Origin of the sequence: Rhizobium indicum, assembly GCF_005862305.2 — a bacterium.
Taxonomy (GTDB): domain Bacteria; phylum Pseudomonadota; class Alphaproteobacteria; order Rhizobiales; family Rhizobiaceae; genus Rhizobium; species Rhizobium indicum.
Genome location: NZ_CP054024.1, coordinates 104,444 through 124,128, shown reverse-complemented (window position 1 = coordinate 124,128; position 19,685 = coordinate 104,444). Strand labels below are relative to the sequence as shown.

Below are 19,685 nucleotides of genomic sequence, written 5' to 3'. Positions count from 1 at the left end.
GGTCCCCTCAAAATCGTCTAAAGCTGCTCTTTCAGTTGAGCCAGTATCGCGTCAATCTTCGGCCTGTTCAAGTGCTGGATTTCCAGCGTCAAGAGCGGGGAGAAAAGAAGTGAAAAAAATTATCATAGGCGGCGCGATGGCCGTCCTCATGTCGACCTCTGCACATGCGGGGACCATCGGCGCCTCGATGGCGGTATTCGACGACAAATTCGGGACGTTGCTGCGCAACGGCATGGAGGAGTACGCCAATACGCTTGAGAGCGTGGACCTGCAGATCGAAGACGCGCAGAATGACGTGGCTAAGCAGCAGAGCCAGGTCCAGAATTTTATCGCCGCTGGGGTGGATGCGATCATCGTGCAGCCGGTCGATACTGATGCGACAACCGTGATATCGAAGATCGCGGCCGATGCGGGCGTGCCCCTGGTCTACGTCAACCGCGAACCGGTGAACGTCGACACTCTTCCGCAAACACAAGCTTTTGTGGCCTCGAACGAGGTGGATTCCGGCACTTTACAGACCCAGGAAGTTTGCAGGCTCCTCAACGGAAAGGGAAAAGCCGTCGTGATAATCGGGGAGTTGTCGAACCAGGCGGCTCGCATGCGCACGAAAGATATTCATGACGTTCTCGCTACCGACAAGTGCAAGGGCATCGAGATCGTCGAAGAGCAGACAGCAAACTGGCAGCGGACCCAGGGCGCCGACCTTATGACCAACTGGCTGTCTGCAGGCTTCGAATTCGATGCCGTAATTGCGAACAACGACGAGATGGCGATCGGCGCCATACAAGCCTTGAAAGCCGCAGGCCGTTCGATGGATTCAGTCGTGGTTGGCGGCATCGACGCCACCGATGATGCGCTGGCCGCAATGGCGGCCGAAGAACTGGACGTCAGCGTGTTCCAGGACGCTATCGGTCAGGGCAAGGGTTCTATCGACGCCGCGCTCAAGCTCGCCAAGGGGGAGCCCGTCAAAAAGAAGATCTACATCCCCTTCGAGCTGGTCACGAAGGAGAATCTAGCAAAGTTTCAGGGAAAGAATTGACCTTGATCCGTGTGGACCTAACCGGAAATGCCGGAGCCCCAATGGCTCAGATGCTACCATCGTTAGCCGCCTGGCCGGCGGCAGATCGTGAGCCACTGATCAGGATTTCGAGGTTTGCCATGGCGACAGTGGCGACCATCGCCTGGTGATTTTGGTCCCGGAACTGCAGTGATTCGACAACCAGCCCCCGCAACTTTCTGGATCCCTAATCCCGCGATGTTGCGTCTGCCAGGGCCAAAGACGGGTCCGCCGCGACGGACCGATATTTAAACTCTTACCGCAGGATTAAGTTATGAGGGAATTCCGTCTTGGTTTGATCGGTGCTGGCCGCATGGGTCAGGTACATTTGCGAGCGGCTTCTGAGAGTTTGCTCGTGGAAGTCACGGCTGTGGTCGAACCGGTAGCCGCTACGAGGCTTGCGTTGGAACGCAGTGGTATCAAAACTTACGAAACCGCGGATGAAATGATTGACGCAGGCGAGATCGAGGGAGTTCTCATCGCGACTCCCAGCAAGACGCATGTGGAAAATATTAGGTACATAGCTGCACGCGGCTTGCCAATCCTCTGCGAGAAGCCCTGCGGCGTCACTGCCGAAGAAGCTCGCAAGGCAGCCGAGGCGGCCGAACAATTCAAAGTGCACTTGCAGATTGGATATTGGCGGCGGTTCGTTCCTGAACTGGAGAAACTGCGACAGAATATTCGGAGCGGCCTGCTTGGTGAGCCTTACCTCATATCTTGCTTCCAATGGGACGAAACTCCCCCTGCGGCCTCATTTCGAGCCACTGGAGGCGGGGCGCTTATCGATATGGGCGTTCATGAATTTGACCAGTTGCGCTGGCTTACGGGTCAGGAACCAAGCAATTTCCGGGTTGCCGCCTCGAAAACGACTTTCGCAGGAAAGGTGGAAGGTGATCCGGATGCTGTTCAGCTGCTTTGCGATCTTTCAGGCGGTGGCGTCGGTCTGGTTTCTCTGGGGCGGAGATTTCCACCTGGGGACGCGTGCTGGGCTCAGGTCTTCGGCACCTCAGGCTTCGAAGAAGCTCGCTTTTTCTGGCCCCCAAATGGAGAGGCGGTATTCTTAAATGCGTTACGGAGCCAGCTTGAAGATTTCGTCCAAGCGGCACGCGGTGGAGTCTCCCAAGGTGCAACCGCACAAGACGCCGTCACCGCGCTCGCCATCGCAGAAGCAGCCACTGAAGTACTCTCGGTGTGAACTAATCAGCTATAGGCAGAGATAGGCGATCAGCTATCGGTCAATGCTGTTTGCACGAGGGAGCCGCAAAGTACAGGCGATTGTCGAAAGGCAGTTGGCATCTCATGCGGCCATGGGCGAGAAAAATTCGCAACGCTGGCTGCTGTAGCCGGCTTATCTACGGGAGAGACCAAAAGAATGACCAGTGTCGGGAGAAGCGACGAACGAGAGACCATACCCCCCTCCGTTGTCGTCAATATCGACGACGTCGGCATGTGTCACGGGGCCAATCAAGCCTATCTTGAACTGCGTCGGCTTGGAGCGGTGGACTCAGGTTCCGTCATGGTGCCGTGTCCATGGTTTCTGGAAATCGCCGAGGCTGGCGTGCTCGAACCAGGTTTAAATCTTGGGATCCATCTCACGCTCACATCGGAAAAGCGCCACTACCGGTGGCGGCCTCTAACGAAGGCTACGGCTGCATCGGGTCTGACGGATCGATACGGCTTCATGTGGCAGAGTGTTGCCGAGTTGCGGCGCTACGCTCATCCGGATGCGGTCGAAGCGGAGATGCGCGCTCAAGTCGAGACGTTTCTCGCGGCCGGCCTGACTCCTTCGCATATCGATGGCCATATGGGGGGCGTCTTTTCACCAGAGTTTGTGGACCGATATGTCGCGCTGTGCCTGGAGTTTGACCTGCCCGCGCTGTTTCCTGCAACGATCGCAGCATATGGACCAAAGCACAATCTGGGCGAGGTCGATCAGGATTCTAATACGAATGGAGCCGATCGGCTAATCGACGCGGGTGGAATTCTCGCATGCAGAGCTCTCGAGACCCCGTGGCACAGAAGGGAACCTGCGCCCGATCGCTACCGAAATCTCTACGAACAAATCGGACCTGGGCTTAACTTCCTTTGTCTGCACGCAAACGCGGTTGGAGAGATCGAGGCAATTGAACCCGATACCGCGCAAATCAGAATTGAAGAATTTGAGCTTTTGAAGGACCCATCATTTCGCAGTTGGGCCGACAGTCTTCCAGTTCGGCGAGGCTCATTGCGAGAGGTTATGGCAGCAGATCGTCCGGGCTCCCAGTAGTATACCTATGACAGCGTGTCACGCTTGTTGTGCGAAGCCGCCAACTTCGCTAGGCGATGTTCGATTCCGAACGGACGTCAGGGCAGAACTCGCCACTGAACATCCTCGACGCCACCACAGAGTTCTACAAAATCGTCTTCGGCGCGAGCGATTAAGTATCGCGTGGGAAATCGTCAGCCGCCTCAACAACTGGATCTCGCGACTTCGTGTCTGACGCTTTCGACGTCGAACCGCATGGCGTTCGGCCCCTCGCAGAGCCGAGTGATTTTCGCGACCATTGACGCAATCGATCCGGATGCGGCGGCCGTCGCGTGCGGGCGGTCGCCCGGACCATTCTGGCCTGACTGACCCCGTCATGGCCGAATGTTGTGTCGAAGACACTGCGCGACATGCGGTCAATGCTGGATGTCGTGGATAAGAATCTGGGATGGGTGCCTGAAACGAAAGCGGTGATCGACTGGCTAAACCGCGCACGGGGTCAGGTCGCATCCATCTTCACTGACAAATCGACCAGCAGCAAGTCGCGTAGACTTGCCTCGGGAGATGGCGTTTTAGACCGATCGTGAACGCTTGGAACGCTGCGGCAGCAGGACCCCGGCGATTGCAAGCGGAACTGCAATGCCCAACCGCTACAAGGGTTCGGCGATACCGCTTTTGACAGAACGCTGAATCGCATCAATCACCTTCATGGTTCCAAGCGACCATTCGAGTTCGATTGGCAAAGAGCGCCCCGAGCGTACCGCCGCGCTGAACCGCTCCGCTTGGAGGCGATACTGGTCGGCCGGCGCGACCAGCCTAGTCTCGGCTGCGGCCCCTGCGAGTTTGCTCCCATCGTCCAACTGGATCCTGCAAAGATCATCTGGCGTTGGATTGAAGGGATTGCTGAGGCTGAGGGACTTACGGGTGCCAAAGATTTCGACGTGATGACGCAATGCCAGTTGTGTTGAGACCATAAGCGTTGCATGGCGCGCCCGCGGAAAACTGAGGATAGCGCTCGTCAGCCGATCAACACCGAAATCAGGGTCGAAGGCGCTAACAGCAAATACCCTTTCGGGTTCGGCGCCGAAGACCAGCCGGGCGGCAGCGATCGGATAAACACCGAGATCATACAGCGCTCCTCCGCCGATTGCGGCATTATTGACGATGCTCTTGGGATCGAGATTGATTTCAGTGAACACTCCCGTCACAGCGCGTACTTCACCGATTTCGCCGGAAGCGACAATGCCGAGCGTTTCGTCCCACTGCCGGTGCGCCTGGATCATAACCGCCTCCTGGATCAGCCGGCCCGTCCGATCCCGGCAGTCGATAAGGCGGTTCAGTTCCCCGACATCCAAAGCCAAGGGCTTCTCGCACAGAACATCCTTGCCCGCCTCGGCGGCACGGATCGCCCATTCAACGTGGAGGTGGTTTGGCAGTGGGATATAAACGGCTTCAATGTCGGGGTCTGCCAGGATCGCATCGTATGACCCGTAGCTACGTTTTAAGCCCAGACGGCTCGCCGCAGCCTGCGCCTTGTCCGCATCGCGCGATGCGATCGCCACCACTTCGAGCCCCTCGGCACGTGACATCGCCGGAATAACTTTCTCAAGGGCGATTGCGGCCGTACCAATTATTCCCCAGCGTACTGGCTGCATAGCTTCCTCATCCTATTCGAGCAACGTGGTTCCGCCAAGGGCGACTATGCGCGTTGCTCGTTTCATAGACATCCCGGCTGCTGACGGATCAACGTCAAGAGCCTCGGTAGGACGTTTACTGCGACGCCCCATTCTCATCCGAGCCAACCATCAGTCATTGCCGTAGGGCGTCGGCCCTTTCACGTCTGAATCTTCCGATCTCGAAGATAGGAATTTTACGGGGCGACACGCCTTGCAACGTATCGCCCCGAGCCGCGGGCCCCGGAGGATTCAGTCGCCCGCGGGTTAAATGTTGCCCGGTGCGCGTTAGGTCGACATCCTTGTGCCGATGCTGGTCACAAGCCGGCCGTTGCAATCATTCTGGCCAAGTTCTCGTGGCCCATTGTAGCGTAAGTTAACGGATTGGCCTTTTTCGGATCCTGCTCTGCTTCAACAACGAGCCAGCCGCTATAGTTCGTTTTAGCCAGCGCTTTTAAGATAGCGGGAAAATCAACGCTGCCATCGCCAGGAACGGTAAAGATCCCCTCCAAAACGGCGTCCATGAAACTGAGGTCCTCCTCCCGCGCTTTTCGAAGAACATCAACACGAACGTCCTTGCAATGCACATGGACGATACGCTCCGCATGGCGACCGCAAAGACCGACAGGATCGCCGCCACTGAAGGCACTGTGTCCGCTGTCGAATAGAAGGCCAACGGAATCTCCCGTGACGGACATAAGCCGGTCAACCTCGCCGTCGGTCTCGACAATGGTCCCCATATGATGGTGATAAGCTAGGCCAACGCCGAATTCCGCCATCCGTTCTGCGAGTTCCGTGAGCTTCCGGCCATAGCCCTTCCATTCTTCATCCCTGAGTCGCGGGCGTTTCGAAATTGGCTGCCAGATGCCGTCGTGCCGACCCATAGACGTGTCAGCGTAGACAGCGTACTTCGCCCCAAGATCCCTGAGCAGCGTCAGATGCCCCAGGATGGCGTCGAACTCCGCCTCGACACCGCGCTCGTACAGGCGGCCGTCCCACCAACCGCCGGCGAGTTGAAGCTGATGAGCGGCGAGTACACCTTTCAAAACTCCGCTCTCGCGGGGGTATTTGCCGCCCAACTCGGTCCCTGCATAACCCGCCTGCCTCATTTCGGAAAGGCACTGCTCCAACGGGGTGTCGCCGCCGAGATCGGGAACGTCATCGTTCGTCCAAGTGATAGGGTTGATGGCAATCTTGACAAACATTTGTCGTTTCCTTCGTGCCGTTTTCACAGCGGGTTCCTCCCGCAATACTTATGGCTGATTTCCTAGATCAATATTGGACCTTTAGTTAGAGCCAATTCTTCGCGTTTTGACAGATCCGCTCTTCGATACCGCACGATCGGGCGAAGGTCTGTGCCACCCGATGGCTTTTGTTTCTGGCTGTCATGGCCGCGGGCGCTTCGGTTTTGGCGCTCGAGCGTAGTGAGATCCTCGGACGCCTGGCGCGATTTAATCGGGCATCGACCAGCCGAGCCGCTTGTGGAAATCCGGGTACTTGCGGGCGAACTTTAAAAGAAACGCTGGGGAAGCACGCCGGTGGTTGCCAGAGAGTCGGTGCCGATCCTGATCTGCCAGATGGTCTTGCCGGCCACCGCCGTGGTGATTTCAGTGGAAAGTTTAACCTCGCTCAAAATCCCAGAGCGGATGAGCGGGCAGCGGAGTTTGCGCTCAGCGCCTGCACATGTTGGAGGGCACCGCCCGGCGATGTGCACCTTGGCTGCATTTCTGTTTGCGTCCGCAACCTCCGCTGAAGACCTTAGTGCCTCCCCAGAGGCCCAGGGCATTCGCCATCTAAGGCGCGAACCCTCGGTTAAACAATGTCGAACAATAGGTGTTGTAAGTAAAATGAGATGGTAGCTCACGCGAAGTTTCTCGATGATTGCCGTTGATCCGACAAATCACCCGGGCCACGGTGGCCCGATTAACGGGCCGCAAATCGTGACAGCTTCAACGTTCGAACCGTTCCAGCATCCTCTTCAGTTGTGCGTTTTGCTTTTGGAGCTTGCGCGCCAGTTGGTCTCGGAGCAGCCTGATCTCTTCATCAAGGCTGATTGCATCGGCAGAACCGGCGGGAACACGTGGAGAAGGTGGGAGAGCGACTGCAATCGTTTCTGCTCTCTTGTCCCGTCTGCTGCGCTTTCGCGTTGCACCTTCGCCAGTCTGCGAGGGCTTTGGTGTGTCGTACGAGGCTGTACCGGCGTCATCGGATAAGACCGGATTAGCCGCCTCCACGGGACTAGCGCTTTCGACATCTGTCGTGTCATCAACAACGCTTGCCGTTTCCTCGGAATGATCCGGGTCCGCCGGAATCGCCGCGGAATGACCGTGAAGAACTGGCTTTTCGTCCGCCGGTCGGTCTGCGCCGTCCAACTCGTTGTTGTCTGCTGTTTCAGTCGGCTTGGCGATGGCCAATACGTCCGGCTTCACGTCATCGGTCGAGCCGTGTTCTTGCCTCTGCTGCCGTCGCGGGGACACCAGCCGGGCAAGAAGTTTCCAAGGAGACGCCATTTTATTCGACCTCGAATTCTACTCCGGTATGCATACCGTGAGCAAAAGCGTTGGCGGCAGAACGAACCGCCGCCAAAATGTACACTTCAATAAGCATGAGAATGCGGCCAGCACCTGGCCGTCTGCTGCCAATCAACCGAGGTTGAGTCGCTTTCGCAGATCGGCATTTTCAGCACGGAGCTTCTCCGCCAGCAGCTTGCGCAGCCTCTGGTTTTCCTCTTCGAGCTGCAGAAGATCCGCGATCTCATCAATTGCCGCCACCGGCGGTGCAGCCGCTATTTGGATAGCCTTCGGAGCGCGTTTGACGGGCGCACGCTTGGCACTCACCGTACCTTCGTCAGACTTTGGCCTGCGTCCTCTCTTCTGCTTGACAGCTGCGGCACTCGCAGCCGCTGCCGGTTGCATGGAAACGACGGCTGCGGCCGTTTCAGGCACCGCTTTCTTGGCGCGAGGTTTGCGCACCTTCTTCGGTGCATCGGGCGCCACGGCGGCCGGCGTTTCAGCATTGGTCATCGTATCGTTTTCGTCGGCCATTATGGTCTCCTGTAAAGCCGATGCATTTGTCTCCTGCTCGATCGGCAGTGTCAATAACGACCCGGCCTGTTCTTCTCCGGATACAAGCATCTCGCTGCTTCTTGCCTGAGGAGTTAATGACATAAATGGCATTGCCTCGTCCTGCAGATCTTGAGTAACGGACTTGAGATCGGTGTCTCCCCAAATCGAATTCGGTTTAGAATTGAGTTTTCGCCGACCTGATTTGTACTCGACGGCAAAGCTGCGCTGCACTTTTTTCACTTTAGGAAGCCTCGGGTGTCTATGGTAATTTTTCAGCGACGTCTTCAGTATCGCAACAAGCCTTTCAGATAACGACTGCAGTCCATTCGGTCTATCCTTTTTAACTATTCGGCAAATGCGGCTCCAGTCGCAGAGAACAACTTATGGTCGCAACTGTGACAAAACGATAGAATCGCAGCCGTCGGGATATAGTTCCGTTGACGCCGCTTCATTGTGACTGATTCTTGTTGACTACATCGCATTCTGAGCGGAGGAAATCGATGCGGGAGTCCGGGCCACCCCGGCAGCATCTTGATCGTTTGTCCGTTTATCAAGAGGCGCACCGCCGAGCGCAGACTTTCGATGCGACCGCCCGCGGATTGTCGGTGCCAGTGTCGCACTATCGCGGCATTCGGCCACAATGTTCACTTAATACCGCGCAATATTTAAAGCAATTCGGTAACCTCGGTAAGACCGACGCAGGCCGCGAGGAACCCGGCAAACACCCCGGCCTTCTGGCGAACATTGACAGGTCCTACCCATCGGCAAACCATCTGCAAATGTCCTACAGTGCCGACTTTATCTCTGAACTCACCCGGGCGGCCAACGAGGTCGACAAACTGAGCACTGACGAATACCGGCGCCTAGTCGAACGCGCGGTAAGAATGGTGCGGGAGATGCGCCTGGAAACCGGCACTCGCCCCAGCCGCGGAAATTATGTTGCGATGGGGGGCCTTGAGATCGCTGCGTTGATGACAGAGGCTGCTGCGAATAACGACGAAGTCGAGGGTGTTCTGCTCAACCTCGCCGGCATGATCCGAGCGCTGAAGATCATGGTGGATGGGAAGATTGGCGTGCGGAAGGGCGATTAAGCGAGTTGGTGTTGGGATGCCCAAACTCCCGCTTTGTAGAGAACCTGAGTAGATATCATTGATCCGCGTGACCTCGATCAGTTGGCATTCGCAAATTTGATCGCACATCTCTACAATAACCGTATTCCAAAGATCGTGAAGTGCCCCAACTCGGCCGACTCCATTGTCATGCTCCCTTTAAAACTCGATGTGTTGCCCGCGTCAGGCGATCGCGAACGGTTTTCGCCAAAACAATGATCGCCCGTATCGACGATCTTCGCAGCTTCTCGGTTGATCGCGATGGAGCCTCGGCGAGGAACGCCCAGGTCTGCTCGTGCTGCCGCTTGCCCGCGAAGTCAGTAAAGCTTCGCCGGCCATGTGCGGGGAATACTGTTCGTCAACATTTGCGCATCGCCCGCGCGGACTCGCACTGCAGCGATATAAGGAGCTGCAATGCTCGATCAGCTAGGCCCGCCGGAACAAAGACGTGGTCGTGGTGATATGCTGCCACCATGTTGCACGGTATGCCAGCTTCTGCGAGAGAGGCAGCAACGCCCGCCGTAAGGCCGACGCCCTCGAGCGCAGAATTCACATTGAGGGTGATCTGGCGCATCGCAAGTGACGTTTCGAACCCCGCTTCGTGCGCCTCTCCTTTCTCAAGGATGACTGTCAAACCTTCTCTTTCGTGAAATGTCCCAATCGGATTCAGATTGTGGACTTTGCTCCCTTCATTGGGTATCGAGCAGAACACATACTCGCCGTCTTCGAGTGAGGGCGTCATGTTCGACAGCATTTCGAACTTGTCTCGCGACACAGTAGTCATTTTAGCGGTCTCCTTTGCCTATCATCATGATGTCTTAGGTGTTCATTGTCTAAGACGGGGCGCGAACAAATGAGATTTCCTTAACTGGCATAAGGCAGATTGACGATGTTGGATCGATGAGCGGGCGGCCAAAGTACTTCGGTTTACGCCTTCGGCGGTCCCGTAACCTACCCCAATTGGAGAGAGGATATCCCGTCACCCACGACAACGCTGACTCCTTCTTAGGGGCCGTCCTCCATGCCCGAAGTAGTAGCATATCACCTCGTCTCGAGAGATCATGACTTCTTGCTCGAGGTAGTGATTCCCGACATGGCTACGTATGAAGCAACGGTTCTGCGCGTTACTTGCTCTTCCCGCAATTGGCGTCATCCGGACATCTTTCGCGATGCGCCCCTATAAATCCAACGGTCCGTTACCTCTCGACAGCGCCGGCATCCCTTAGTGTCGCGGCAACAGGGTGGCTCCTGCGTCGGGGTCGGAGTAAAAATCACTCATGCGACAATGTTAGGCCTTAAGCCGTCGTCAGGGCCGGAGACTATGCCGCCTAAGAGTTCAATTCAGTCGACGACCGAAGCAGTTGATCAGCTTTCTGACGGACACATCGGCAACGCAGGTAAGAAGGTGGGCAAGCCAGGCTTGGACTTTGACGCCGTTTAGATTGGCGATCGTCGTGGCAGAGTCTAGACGGAATGTGAAATTTACTCGTGGGCACGATCATGAACCTTCCTTGCCCCGTTGACAGGATGCTCCAAAAAACTGCGCCACCGATGCAACGAGGGGCGCGTTTGCCTAGGGGCCGGGGCGTTTCGTCGCGCAGGTTCCAATTCAACCGAAGGTCCAGCGTCGTCCCGGCCGTCGCTCGACCGTTGTCAGGCATCTGCAAAAAGCTTCCCGTTCATGTACTTTAGACCGGTGTCGCTCGCGACCGTGACGACCGTCTTACCCTGCCCCAACTCCTTGGCCAAACGAATCGCCGCAGTGACATTGAGGCCCGTGGACGTACCGACCAGCAATCCTTCCTCCCGTGCCAATCGGTGACACATAGCGCGTGCTTCCTCTTCCTGAATGCTGCGCGCTTCGTCATAGAGATATTGAATGAGCAAAGGCGGAACGAAGCCTACCCCTACGCCCTCGACGTGGTGGGTTCCGGCCCATCCCTCCGATATGACAGGTGAAGAGGCCGGCTCCAGAACCACGATGCGAACCGACGCTGAGCGCGACTTCAGAATCCTTGCCACGCCCATTGTCATCCCGGCCACACCAACTGCGCCACAGAAGGCGTCGATACCGTCTGGAATTGTGTGACCAACTCATGGCCGATCTCCTCGTAGCCAATCAAGGCGTCGCGGTTGTTAAACTGGTCCGAATAATAGCAGTCCGACCGGTTGGAGACCTCCCGGGCGTGACGGATCATAGACGGAATTAGATCGGCCGAAATCTCGCCGGACGGGCTGTGGATCAGATCAACGGTTGCGCCAAAGCTGCGCATGGTACGCAACTTCTCCATGGCAAAGGCGTTTGAAGAAGCCACGATGAGATGATAGCCTTTCACGGCGCAAACGAAGGCGAGCGAGGATCCCGTGCTTCCCCCCCTCGCCTCGACTACTCTCATTCCTGGCTTCAAATCTCCGCGGCGCTCAGCCTCTTCGATGATGGATTTTGCCATGCGGTCTTTATACGAGCCCGTCGGGTTGAAATACTCGAGCTTCACAAAGACTTGAGCGCTCCCGTCCGGTACGACGCGACGCAGGCGTACGACCCGTGTATTGCCAATAGCGTTGAGCGCAAACTCGACGGGGGGCGGGGGGCTCAGTTGCATGTTTTATTTGTCCTTCCGGTTGATCGTCTAGCGTCTATTGGGCAAGCCACCCGGGTGAACCGCGTGTTGAGTTTTCGATGGGTGTCAAACCGATGCAAAACACCCAAGGAGATCATACAGCGGATTCCCACGAAGTTTCCCAAGAGACTGCTGAACCTTGGAATCGAGCTGCACGCGATGATGCCGAATTTGCGAGCGGAAGAACTGCGCCAGCCGCGCCATTCCCCTCGAAGAGTCAGCTGGTTGTCGAACATCACAGCCGAGGTTCCCTGCCCTACCCTTTAAAATTGTGCCCGAGTTGAGCAGCATCCCCATTGAAGCGCGAGCCGTGAGTTGCTGCACCCACCTTCCTCGAGGAGGTAGAGCCGTGGGAAAAGCTGTTCAACGATGTCTGCGCGGCACATCTCATATCTTTTCTAAAATCCCTAGAGCGGATGCGGTCCTTCGAATCCTCGACGCGTCGAAATCCACGTCGTTCTCCAGAGCTGTCACCTCTGCCACAGTCAGACCAGTGGTTTCTGCGACGTCGTCCAGCGAATAACCGCGAGCTAGGCGAGCTTCTGCAAGCAGAGCACCAACGGACGGGGCAACTGGGGATTTCGCAATCTTCGAGACCATGTTCATGTCGATTAAGGCTCCTTTTGGCGGCCGGAAAACGTGCATCCGTTTTCTAGTTCCACCGCTGCCGACCGCGTCCGGCAACGGACAGTTTCTTCGAATTCCGCGGGCGCACTTTCTATCAGTTTGTTCAGCGGAGTACAGGTCTGACGCGATGAAGGGCGGACAACCCTTGCGTAGCAGCCGACGAGAGGTAACCCAAGCTCCCAACTGCGGCGCACACTCACGACGGCCGACAAGTAGCTTCCGATCTGGCAGGAGCGTTCGCCCCGGTCGGGAAGCTCGTAGGGAGTGATGCACTGATCATTCCCGAGCGGAGAACGATGGACAAACAATTCGAGAGTTGCCTCGGCGTGATAAGCTCATGGTCCGCAGGTTCGGCCAGAGCCTGTGAGAAACCTGCCGGGCGCTGTTGATCGGCCGTCGTCTTGAAGAGATCGCCTGAGAACGGCGCATCGGGATCAAGCGCACCCTGAGCTCAAGGGTCGTTCATCTTTAAGGATTTGAGGAACTTCGAGCGCCCGAAAAGAGGATGCGGGCAAAGCCCGCATCCTGTCTGGCATTCGTCTCAGTTCTTGGTGACGAAGTCCTTGACGTTGGCAGGCGTCACGAGCTGGAAGGGAATGTAGACCTTCTTTTCGATCTTTTCGCCCTTGGCGAGCTTGAGCGCTGCATCGAGCGAGCCCTTGCCCTGGCCGGCGGCATCCTGGAACACCGTGACGTCGAGATCACCCGCCTGCATGGCGGCAAGCCCGTCCTGCGTGGCGTCGACGCCGCCGACGACAACCTTGGTCATATCCTTGCCGGCTGCCTTCAGCGCCTGGATGGCGCCGATCGCCATTTCGTCGTTGTTGGAGATCACGGCGTCGAATTCGATGCCGCTGGAGAGCCAGTTGGTCATCAGGTCGGCGCCCTGGGTACGGTCCCAGTTCGCCGTCTGCTCTTCGACGATCTCCAGACCCTTGCATTCATCCGTCTTGATGACGTCATGAACGTCCTGGGTCCGCATGCGCGCAGCCTGGTTGGAGAGCTCGCCCATGATGACGACGGCCTTGCCCTTGCCGCCGAGAATACGGCAGATTTCCTTGGTTTCCAGCGTGCCGGATTCCTGCTCGTTGGAAGCGACGAAGGCCTGCTTATCCGGCAGCGTGTCGACGTTGACCGGCTGACGGTTGACGTAAACCAGCGGAATGCCGGCATCGGCCGCAAGCTTCGACATTGCCATGGTCGCATCGGTGTCGACAGGGTTGACGATGATTGCATCGACCTTGGAGGCGATGAAATTCTCGATCTGGCTCTGCTGCTTGGAAACGTCGTTCTGTGCGTCTTCGACCTGCAGCGTCACATGGCAGGAGGGATTAAAAAGAGCGGCGCCGCCGCAATGGACCGGGCGGTCGCTGAACTGGGCCGGTCGAGGCGGCAACTCTACACTCTCCCTCGCAGACCTCCTGGCTCCGGCGCAGACCTCTCCGGAGAGGTCGTTGGCGACGACATGTCATCTGCACTTGTCGATGCAATTTTATTTCATGACCATGTCCAATCGCTGGCCATGGATAGGCCCGAATTCTCAACCGAATGCTGACGGCCGTACCCCTGCCATGGGGACCCTGTCAGCGTCAGCGTCCGACTCCTTGAATCGACGGTCGACTTCCGCGCGTTCCTCTCTGCCGTCCGCGTTAAGCTCCGAGAAGAAGTGATGCATTGAGACAACAAACTCTACGAATGCGATCGGCGACGACCGGATTCAAGGCGTGCCGGGCGTTGGTGCACGGATCTGGAATTGAACTGATGGGGGATCTTTGAAACGGCTGATCATGCCGTGGTGCCTTGCGGCGGACGGATTTCGGGCGTGCGCAGTCAAGCATGCGATTGAGAACGGCTCAGCCGATGGCGACTTCGGTCTGCTCACCAGGCCGCGACCTGGCCCGCAGACGCCCCCCGATGATGACTTTTATCGCCCGATTGCCGTTTCGACCAGCGAGCGTTTGCCGTAGCCGTTAGAGAGCCTGCCATTTCATGCGGCCACCAAAGACATGAAGTGCGTTATAAATAGAAATATATACAATAATATATTCTATAACTCACTGGTTTTTCACAAGAGAAAGTAAGATCTGCCAAATTGGAAAAAATATACTTTAAAATATATCCGACACATCTGTTGCGTTGCTTGTCGTTTTCATCAAGTGTCCTGTTATGATGAGTTACGATAGTGCAACAGGAAAATTCCTTCCCATGAATGCTGAAATCTTGCCGGCGACGTCATCGTGGGGAGGCTTGCACAAGGAGCACGACGACATGGATCACCAAAAGAAATCAGACAAGCGTCTTGGCTACTCGCATCTGCGGTTGGCAACCATCGACGGCGTGTCGCTGCCTAGTCTACAATTGTCACTCGACCGGAAGGAGGGCTCTGCGTCGACGAAGAAGACCTTTTTCCAGCAATTGCTCCTCGATTTTGCTTTCGGTTGCGAGCTATTTTATCCGCTCCAGCTATTTGAACATTCCGCAACGAGGGAGGGGACGACAAAGGCGCTAAACCGTTAAGCGAGAGTTACGATGTATGATTAGGAGGATTCGGACCGGCCGCCACGTTCCTCATTTGAAATCCACGTCTATCGGGTTTCCATATTTCGCTGGCTCAGTCGCCAACGCTTGCAAACTCCAACAACAGGTCAGCGAGCGGATGGAGGATATCATGGACGACCTTGATGCGACGCAAGCAACGGACGGCTCGGGCACACAGGCTTCAACAGGTACGAACCAGCACGGCAGGAAGATCGGAAGATGGTAAGAAAGTCTATCGGGACACGCAAGGCGCGGTTCAAATCTTGCTGCCGGTATCAAATACGCTGACAACGCGCGCTCGCCTGCCAAAATCAAGGAAATTTGACGCGCAGGGTTCGCCCATCAAATTTACTGCAGAAAGGATTCGTTCTCCGTGTCATTTTGTTCTTCGAAACGCATTCGCATCGCCGCACTTGCAGCGACTGCCATCGTGCTGGGCACCCAGATCGCAATTGCGCGAGAACCGTCTATAGGGTCTCAGTGGCTGAACTCGCCGACATCTCGAGTGGAAGCGCTTGCGGTCCTTCAGACCTTGAATGCCAATCTCCTGAGTAGCGCCAGTGCTACGTTGACCCTTGATCGCTGGTGCGCCGCGCACAAGCTCGCACCGGAAGGTTCTAAGATTGTAGCTCAGCGTGTGGGCGGGCAAGACAAGCCGGCCGATGAGCACATCCGTGAACTTCTGACCGTCGGACCGGGTGAGCTGATCGCTTATCGCCGCGTGCGCCTGGTCTGCGGCGACCGCGTCTTGTCCGAAGCCGACAATTGGTATGTACCTGCAAAATTAACTGCAGAGATGAATCAGGCGTTGAATACCAGCGATATCGCGTTTGGCAGAGCCGTTCAGGCTCTCAATTTCACTCGCACAAACCTGTCTGCCAAGTTGCTCTGGTCCCCTCTATCCGAAGGCTGGGACATGGACGGCCTAATAACGCATGAAACAAGTTCCCTTAGCCTGCCGCCGTTCCTGCTCGAACATCGTGCCGTACTGAAACTTCGAGATGGCACGCCGTTTAGCGCCTTGGTAGAAAGCTACACGGACAAAGTACTAGATTTTCCAGTTCCGCGCCTGCTTTCTCAATAGCGCTTCGGTATCTCGGTACACTTGCTGAACTGCGCGGGATAAAAATCGACAGCCACTGCATGCGACAAAGGCGCCTGGCTTACGGAAGTGAGCCAGTCGGGCGATTGACTTGTCGATTCGTTTGATCGTGGCGACCACGCACGATAGCCTGAGTGTAACCTGACCCCAAGCCATCGTAGATTGTCGCTTGACAGTCCCCTCGGCAAGCCTCTACCCTTTTTCGCAACCGGGTCATTGGCATCGATGCCTCGGGCACCCTCCAGCAGACGCGGGATCAGGTGCGGAAGATCGTTGATGCGACCTCGGAACTCGTGAACCTTGGTCGGCCGGTGCGTGAAGACGAGATCGTCATCAACCCTGACTACGCCTATCCCGCCTATGGAGTGCCCTCGGAGGAGACCAACGAGGCGATCCGGCTCACGGCGCGCACCGAGGCGATGATTACCGACCCAGTCTATGAGGGAAAGTCGATGCAGGGGATGATCGATCTCGCGCGCAAGGGCTTCTTCCCCGAGGGCTCGAAGGTGCTCTACGCCCATCTCGGCGGCGCCCCGGCGCTCAACGGCTATAGCTATTACTACAGGGACGGCTGATTGGCACCGTCAGGTTAACCGGCCCGGGTATCGCATTAAACACAGCTGAATGGCAAGCCGAGCAGATTATGATCACGCCTCCGCAGCTCGATCTCCAGTCGATCCGACAGTGAAAACGAATAGTGTCGGATTAGGCTGTCCTCGTCGACTGTTATAACGAAAAACTCCGTGGATCTGCGCACGTTTCCCAGGGATGAGATAACCCCAGCGCGGACCAAACGCATAGAACAGTAATTCGCCTTCGGCTTTTGTAACCGCTGGCCAGCATGGCGTCTTAGGAAACCCCATGCGTCTCTTTCCAACTCCGAACGTGTCTGTCGCAGTACCAATCAAGGATAACGGAGATTCCGTCGTAGCTCGCGGCAGATCGTCGAAGGGTCTCGGCCAAGGGGGCGCGCGCGATCTCCGCCTGACTGATCTTCTTCTCATGCATCCGCCCAACAACGCGACGTTCGTCCATACTCAACTGCACAATAGAGCGGGCCTTTCCATCCTCCTGAAATCATGGCCGATATTGTCTAAGTTGCATTTGAAAAAAGGAATCTGCCGGCATATAACTGTTGCCAGTGCGTCGGACGCCGAGGTATTCCGCCTTGGCTAACGCCCTGCCTCGCTAAAAGTCCTGGTTTTACCCGCAACAAAGTGGAGCCCGTAAGATGGTAGCGCCTGAACACTATCTATATAACGAGGCGCACAAAGCTACCCGCATAAGCGGAAAGCGAACAGCAAACGATCAGGACAACCATGACATCTCACCTCACAAGACAGAAGCATGCTGAGGAAAGACTAGGCGCAGCCCTTCAACAAATGAATGATGCCATCCGCGACGCACACAAATCCGGTATTGATGTCGATATCAGCACCCTCACCATGCACACGCCGCGTGGCCCGATGGTTCAAGCCGACCTTAAGGCGTTCCGCGCATATGGAGCGCCGCCAGTGTTGCGGTTGGTGGAAGAATAAATGCGGTGACATCAATACGCCACACCTGCGTCCCGGACCCATCATTGTCCTGGCGAAGATAGTGCGTCGGCGGCTCCTCTTCTCTCGTTCCGTCGCTCATCCCAGGCCACCCTGGACGTCATCGTTCCAATTCATATCTCTACACCACGCCGAAGCGCTCGCGCATTTCAGTGGTGCGTAACCACGTGTCACCGGGCAAGCGTTCGATGAATGCCGCGAAAACGCTGGTAAATGACTGGAGGGTCGTTTGGTCGATCAGCGCTTCGGCCTGCTGTGTCGGAAGCAATGGCTGAATGTCGGTCAGAAAGCGCGGCCGGGCACAAGCTTCGCGAACATCCGTTGCTCAGCCTGTGCCCGCGTGATGACCTGGCCCGAAAGTGCGACGTAGCGGCCAAAAAAGTCAGCCACTTTCTCCACATTCAGGCCCTCAAACGTCTCTAGGCCATGCGCCAGGTCATAGAGATCGCGACCCTTCTCCCGCTGCAGCAGCGCGCGCAGCTTGGTGGCCAACATTTCCTCACGGGAGAATGTCGGGACGGACGCATTTCCGGTGAACCATGGATTGGTCACGCCGAACGGCAAGTCGATCGGCGGATCATACGCTTCGATCTCGCTGATGTTGGTTTCGACCTTGAGGCGGATGGGGACGCCGCCGCCGTCCTCGGCCTCAATCCGGAATTTCAACTTGGGTGCGACCGGACTTGACTCGTACTGACCGTGTCCAAGCCACGGCTCGAGGACGACACGAAGGCGTCCAGTACCGGGCCGATCGGCCCGGCCTCTGTGCGCACGAGATCAATGTCTTCCGAGTAGCGCAGCGGAGCCGGGAAGTGCAGTTTGTTGAGGGCTGTGCCGCCGCGAAACCTCAAGGCTTCGCGCAAGAAGGGGTCGGTGAATATCGCGACCACCGCCCGGCTGATAATCAGATCCTGTTCGATCTGCGTTGATCGGCCCAAGGCGCGACATTGCCCCACGCGACAATATTCTGAGCTTGTATCATTCATCGGCCTCCGGATAGCGGCGGACGATGACCCGCCAACGCGGGTCGCGCTCGAGCACTTCAGTAGAAAAGTCGGGATCGCCGGCTTCTTTGCGGTCCAGCTCCGTCCAGGGCAGGTTGCCGCGGTCTTCCAAGGCGGTACGCATCGACGCCAGGCGTGGGCCGTGACCCAGCCTGTCGAGAAGGTAGCCGAGGCGCTGCACGACCGGCCGTTCGGTGACGCGCGACAGGTTGGTCAGGCTTTCGAAATCAATCTGCGGCGCGATATCCCTGAGGACAGTGAAGATGTTATCAAGACCGCCGGCGCCACGAGAATACCGGAGAATGTCGAGCGACGGCGGGAGAGGATCATGAAGCGCTTCAAGTCAGCGCGACATCTTCAGCGTTTCGTTTCCGTACACGACCCGATCGCCAACCTCTTTAACGTTCCCCGCCACGATATTCCATCCACCCACCATCGAGAATTGCGAGCAACTGCCATGCGAGCATGGCGCCAAATCGCGCGCCCGCCGAATGAACCAAAGCCTCACTCCCAGATCTTGTCTTCGCAGCGTTAAGTTTACAGTGCCCGCCGAGCCGTTCGGGCAGGTCACGCCAGAGACCGCCGGAACGGGCCATCCACAACAGCGCGTCCAGGAACAGCCGGTTGTTCGTGCGCGGGCCGCGTTTGCCCTTCGTGCCGCCCGGCACACAATCCTTGATCCGTTCCCACTGGTCATCCCGAAGCGCATCACAATCCACGGCCGATCTCCAAAAGTCAGCCTTGAATCTGATTTGCGCCTCCGGCGGAATCCCAAATCGTTAAATCGTCACCACGACCTAATTCGGTCGAAGCCTTTTGGTCGCAATCAGCATGACGAGATCTTCGGAGGCATCTGCGAGCGCCAGTGCCAATTCCGCAGCCGACCATCCACGTTTCTGCAAACTGACGAGCATTTCCACCATCGCGACTTCGACTTCTCGTCTGCAGCTCGAAATCGGCTTCAATTCGATATGTTTCTCATCACATGCAGTGGTCATCTTAGCCTCCGCTCTGCCATATGAAAGGCAGCGTCAACAATTTCGACGATGGGTGGATATGGTAGGGGTTGCATGCAAGCCTCAAGCCAT

At 56.8% G+C, this 19,685-nt stretch carries 20 protein-coding genes and 9 pseudogenes; 10 read left to right on the top strand and 19 right to left on the bottom strand.

What is annotated here, in order from left to right; translation table 11 throughout:
• Window positions 1–109 precede the first annotated feature (109 nt).
• The 3 genes from FFM53_RS32410 (at window position 110) to FFM53_RS32400 (ending at window position 3,323) form a co-directional block, all read left to right on the top strand.
• Window positions 110–1,039, top strand: a complete 930-nt coding sequence (locus FFM53_RS32410) for a sugar ABC transporter substrate-binding protein (protein WP_138333617.1) — start codon at window positions 110–112, stop codon at window positions 1,037–1,039.
• Window positions 1,040–1,331: 292 nt separating this feature from the next.
• A complete protein-coding gene (locus FFM53_RS32405) occupies window positions 1,332–2,252 on the top strand; it encodes a Gfo/Idh/MocA family protein (RefSeq protein WP_138333619.1) in 921 nt (306 codons plus the stop codon).
• Between the two features lie 177 nt (window positions 2,253–2,429).
• Window positions 2,430–3,323 (top strand): polysaccharide deacetylase family protein, encoded by an 894-nt coding sequence (locus tag FFM53_RS32400; protein ID WP_138390948.1) that lies wholly within the window; start codon window positions 2,430–2,432, stop codon window positions 3,321–3,323.
• 629 nt (window positions 3,324–3,952) lie between these two features.
• On the opposite strand, the gene FFM53_RS32395 is transcribed toward FFM53_RS32400, so the two are convergent.
• The 5 genes and pseudogenes from FFM53_RS32395 to FFM53_RS32375 form a co-directional block, all read right to left on the bottom strand.
• Window positions 3,953–4,957 carry a Gfo/Idh/MocA family protein gene (locus tag FFM53_RS32395; protein ID WP_131714167.1) on the bottom strand — a complete coding sequence of 335 codons (1,005 nt, stop codon included), beginning with the start codon at window positions 4,955–4,957 and terminating at the stop codon, window positions 3,953–3,955.
• A gap of 335 nt (window positions 4,958–5,292) precedes the next feature.
• A complete protein-coding gene (gene iolE / locus FFM53_RS32390) occupies window positions 5,293–6,180 on the bottom strand; it encodes a myo-inosose-2 dehydratase (RefSeq protein ID WP_138333623.1) in 888 nt (295 codons plus the stop codon).
• Window positions 6,181–6,462: 282 nt separating this feature from the next.
• Window positions 6,463–6,761: pseudogene (locus FFM53_RS37130) on the bottom strand (hypothetical protein); the annotation flags it as partial.
• 163 nt (window positions 6,762–6,924) lie between these two features.
• Entirely contained in the window at window positions 6,925–7,485 is a 561-nt protein-coding gene (locus FFM53_RS32380) for a hypothetical protein (RefSeq protein WP_138333624.1), read from the bottom strand.
• 132 nt (window positions 7,486–7,617) lie between these two features.
• Complete coding sequence (locus FFM53_RS32375) at window positions 7,618–8,280, bottom strand: MreC domain-containing protein (protein ID WP_138333626.1); 663 nt, start codon at window positions 8,278–8,280, stop codon at window positions 7,618–7,620.
• A 260-nt stretch (window positions 8,281–8,540) separates the two neighbouring features.
• Here FFM53_RS32375 and FFM53_RS36685 point away from each other — a divergent pair, with 260 nt between their 5' ends.
• The gene (locus tag FFM53_RS36685; protein WP_246413383.1) at window positions 8,541–9,131 is read left to right on the top strand and encodes a hypothetical protein; all 591 of its coding nucleotides are present in this window, start codon (window positions 8,541–8,543) and stop codon (window positions 9,129–9,131) included.
• Between the two features lie 376 nt (window positions 9,132–9,507).
• Here the strand turns inward: FFM53_RS36685 and FFM53_RS32365 are convergent, their stop codons facing one another.
• Window positions 9,508–9,933 carry an ACT domain-containing protein gene (locus FFM53_RS32365; RefSeq protein ID WP_138333628.1) on the bottom strand — a complete coding sequence of 142 codons (426 nt, stop codon included), beginning with the start codon at window positions 9,931–9,933 and terminating at the stop codon, window positions 9,508–9,510.
• Window positions 9,934–10,170: 237 nt separating this feature from the next.
• Between FFM53_RS32365 and FFM53_RS37125 the strand changes: the two genes are divergently transcribed.
• Entirely contained in the window at window positions 10,171–10,332 is a 162-nt protein-coding gene (locus FFM53_RS37125) for an Lrp/AsnC ligand binding domain-containing protein (RefSeq protein ID WP_246710580.1), read from the top strand.
• Window positions 10,333–10,802: 470 nt separating this feature from the next.
• Here FFM53_RS37125 and FFM53_RS36975 read toward each other — a convergent pair whose 3' ends face one another.
• The 5 genes and pseudogenes from FFM53_RS36975 to FFM53_RS36190 form a co-directional block, all read right to left on the bottom strand.
• Complete coding sequence (locus FFM53_RS36975; protein ID WP_343075057.1) at window positions 10,803–11,171, bottom strand: pyridoxal-phosphate dependent enzyme; 369 nt, start codon at window positions 11,169–11,171, stop codon at window positions 10,803–10,805.
• 8 nt (window positions 11,172–11,179) lie between these two features.
• A complete protein-coding gene (locus FFM53_RS36970) occupies window positions 11,180–11,752 on the bottom strand; it encodes a pyridoxal-phosphate dependent enzyme (RefSeq protein WP_343075056.1) in 573 nt (190 codons plus the stop codon).
• 405 nt (window positions 11,753–12,157) lie between these two features.
• A complete protein-coding gene (locus FFM53_RS32350) occupies window positions 12,158–12,376 on the bottom strand; it encodes a helix-turn-helix domain-containing protein (RefSeq protein WP_065284469.1) in 219 nt (72 codons plus the stop codon).
• A gap of 562 nt (window positions 12,377–12,938) precedes the next feature.
• Window positions 12,939–13,715: pseudogene (locus tag FFM53_RS32345) on the bottom strand (sugar ABC transporter substrate-binding protein); the annotation flags it as partial.
• Window positions 13,716–14,190: 475 nt separating this feature from the next.
• Window positions 14,191–14,394, bottom strand: a pseudogene (locus tag FFM53_RS36190) (IS5/IS1182 family transposase); the annotation flags it as partial.
• Window positions 14,395–14,602: 208 nt separating this feature from the next.
• On the opposite strand from FFM53_RS36190, the gene FFM53_RS32340 reads away from it, so the two are divergent.
• From FFM53_RS32340 to FFM53_RS32330, 3 genes and pseudogenes are all read left to right on the top strand, one after another.
• The gene (locus tag FFM53_RS32340; RefSeq protein WP_138333630.1) at window positions 14,603–14,914 is read left to right on the top strand and encodes a hypothetical protein; all 312 of its coding nucleotides are present in this window, start codon (window positions 14,603–14,605) and stop codon (window positions 14,912–14,914) included.
• 394 nt (window positions 14,915–15,308) lie between these two features.
• Complete coding sequence (locus FFM53_RS32335) at window positions 15,309–16,019, top strand: hypothetical protein (protein ID WP_138333632.1); 711 nt, start codon at window positions 15,309–15,311, stop codon at window positions 16,017–16,019.
• 224 nt (window positions 16,020–16,243) lie between these two features.
• A pseudogene (locus FFM53_RS32330) lies at window positions 16,244–16,612 on the top strand (pyridoxal-phosphate dependent enzyme); the annotation flags it as partial.
• Between the two features lie 15 nt (window positions 16,613–16,627).
• Here the strand turns inward: FFM53_RS32330 and FFM53_RS36680 are convergent.
• Together FFM53_RS36680 and FFM53_RS37120 are read right to left on the bottom strand one after the other, a co-directional pair.
• Window positions 16,628–16,836: pseudogene (locus FFM53_RS36680) on the bottom strand (DUF4158 domain-containing protein); the annotation flags it as partial.
• Window positions 16,837–16,956: 120 nt separating this feature from the next.
• A pseudogene (locus FFM53_RS37120) lies at window positions 16,957–17,072 on the bottom strand (helix-turn-helix domain-containing protein); the annotation flags it as partial.
• 284 nt (window positions 17,073–17,356) lie between these two features.
• On the opposite strand from FFM53_RS37120, the gene FFM53_RS32325 reads away from it, so the two are divergent.
• The gene (locus tag FFM53_RS32325; protein WP_105009810.1) at window positions 17,357–17,575 is read left to right on the top strand and encodes a hypothetical protein; all 219 of its coding nucleotides are present in this window, start codon (window positions 17,357–17,359) and stop codon (window positions 17,573–17,575) included.
• A gap of 300 nt (window positions 17,576–17,875) precedes the next feature.
• Here FFM53_RS32325 and FFM53_RS36965 read toward each other — a convergent pair whose 3' ends face one another.
• The 4 genes and pseudogenes from FFM53_RS36965 to FFM53_RS36670 form a co-directional block, all read right to left on the bottom strand.
• Window positions 17,876–18,259: a nucleotidyl transferase AbiEii/AbiGii toxin family protein gene (locus FFM53_RS36965; RefSeq protein WP_276314871.1), complete on the bottom strand. Its 384-nt coding sequence runs from the start codon at window positions 18,257–18,259 to the stop codon at window positions 17,876–17,878.
• Window positions 18,256–18,579, bottom strand: coding sequence for a nucleotidyl transferase AbiEii/AbiGii toxin family protein (locus FFM53_RS36960; RefSeq protein WP_276314870.1), 324 nt, complete (start codon window positions 18,577–18,579; stop codon window positions 18,256–18,258). Before FFM53_RS36960 ends, FFM53_RS36965 begins: the two co-directional genes overlap by 4 nt.
• Window positions 18,572–18,778, bottom strand: coding sequence for a hypothetical protein (locus tag FFM53_RS36675; RefSeq protein WP_240604664.1), 207 nt, complete (start codon window positions 18,776–18,778; stop codon window positions 18,572–18,574). Before FFM53_RS36675 ends, FFM53_RS36960 begins: the two co-directional genes overlap by 8 nt.
• Before the next feature lie 33 nt (window positions 18,779–18,811).
• Window positions 18,812–18,862 (bottom strand): annotated as a pseudogene (locus tag FFM53_RS36670) (hypothetical protein); the annotation flags it as partial.
• Window positions 18,863–18,907: 45 nt separating this feature from the next.
• Between FFM53_RS36670 and FFM53_RS32310 the strand changes: the two are divergent.
• Window positions 18,908–19,132: pseudogene (locus FFM53_RS32310) on the top strand (hypothetical protein); the annotation flags it as partial.
• 13 nt (window positions 19,133–19,145) lie between these two features.
• On the opposite strand, the pseudogene FFM53_RS32305 reads toward FFM53_RS32310, so the two are convergent.
• Together FFM53_RS32305 and FFM53_RS32300 are read right to left on the bottom strand one after the other, a co-directional pair.
• A pseudogene (locus tag FFM53_RS32305) lies at window positions 19,146–19,316 on the bottom strand (transposase); the annotation flags it as partial.
• A gap of 78 nt (window positions 19,317–19,394) precedes the next feature.
• The gene (locus FFM53_RS32300; RefSeq protein WP_077987990.1) at window positions 19,395–19,595 is read right to left on the bottom strand and encodes a hypothetical protein; all 201 of its coding nucleotides are present in this window, start codon (window positions 19,593–19,595) and stop codon (window positions 19,395–19,397) included.
• Between the last annotated feature and the right edge of the window lie 90 nt (window positions 19,596–19,685).

Coding starts and splice junctions, on each gene's coding strand:
- FFM53_RS32405 (WP_138333619.1), top strand. CDS start 1,332: ATGAGGGAATTCCGTCTTGGTTTGATCGGTGCTGGCCGCATGGGTCAG.
- FFM53_RS32400 (WP_138390948.1), top strand. CDS start 2,430: ATGACCAGTGTCGGGAGAAGCGACGAACGAGAGACCATACCCCCCTCC.
- FFM53_RS32395 (WP_131714167.1), bottom strand. CDS start 4,957: ATGCAGCCAGTACGCTGGGGAATAATTGGTACGGCCGCAATCGCCCTT.
- iolE (WP_138333623.1), bottom strand. CDS start 6,180: ATGTTTGTCAAGATTGCCATCAACCCTATCACTTGGACGAACGATGAC.
- FFM53_RS32380 (WP_138333624.1), bottom strand. CDS start 7,485: ATGGCGTCTCCTTGGAAACTTCTTGCCCGGCTGGTGTCCCCGCGACGG.
- FFM53_RS36685 (WP_246413383.1), top strand. CDS start 8,541: ATGCGGGAGTCCGGGCCACCCCGGCAGCATCTTGATCGTTTGTCCGTT.
- FFM53_RS32365 (WP_138333628.1), bottom strand. CDS start 9,933: ATGACTACTGTGTCGCGAGACAAGTTCGAAATGCTGTCGAACATGACG.
- FFM53_RS37125 (WP_246710580.1), top strand. CDS start 10,171: ATGCCCGAAGTAGTAGCATATCACCTCGTCTCGAGAGATCATGACTTC.
- FFM53_RS36970 (WP_343075056.1), bottom strand. CDS start 11,752: ATGCAACTGAGCCCCCCGCCCCCCGTCGAGTTTGCGCTCAACGCTATT.
- FFM53_RS32350 (WP_065284469.1), bottom strand. CDS start 12,376: ATGAACATGGTCTCGAAGATTGCGAAATCCCCAGTTGCCCCGTCCGTT.
- FFM53_RS32340 (WP_138333630.1), top strand. CDS start 14,603: ATGAATGCTGAAATCTTGCCGGCGACGTCATCGTGGGGAGGCTTGCAC.
- FFM53_RS32325 (WP_105009810.1), top strand. CDS start 17,357: ATGACATCTCACCTCACAAGACAGAAGCATGCTGAGGAAAGACTAGGC.
- FFM53_RS36960 (WP_276314870.1), bottom strand. CDS start 18,579: ATGAATGATACAAGCTCAGAATATTGTCGCGTGGGGCAATGTCGCGCC.
- FFM53_RS32300 (WP_077987990.1), bottom strand. CDS start 19,595: ATGACCACTGCATGTGATGAGAAACATATCGAATTGAAGCCGATTTCG.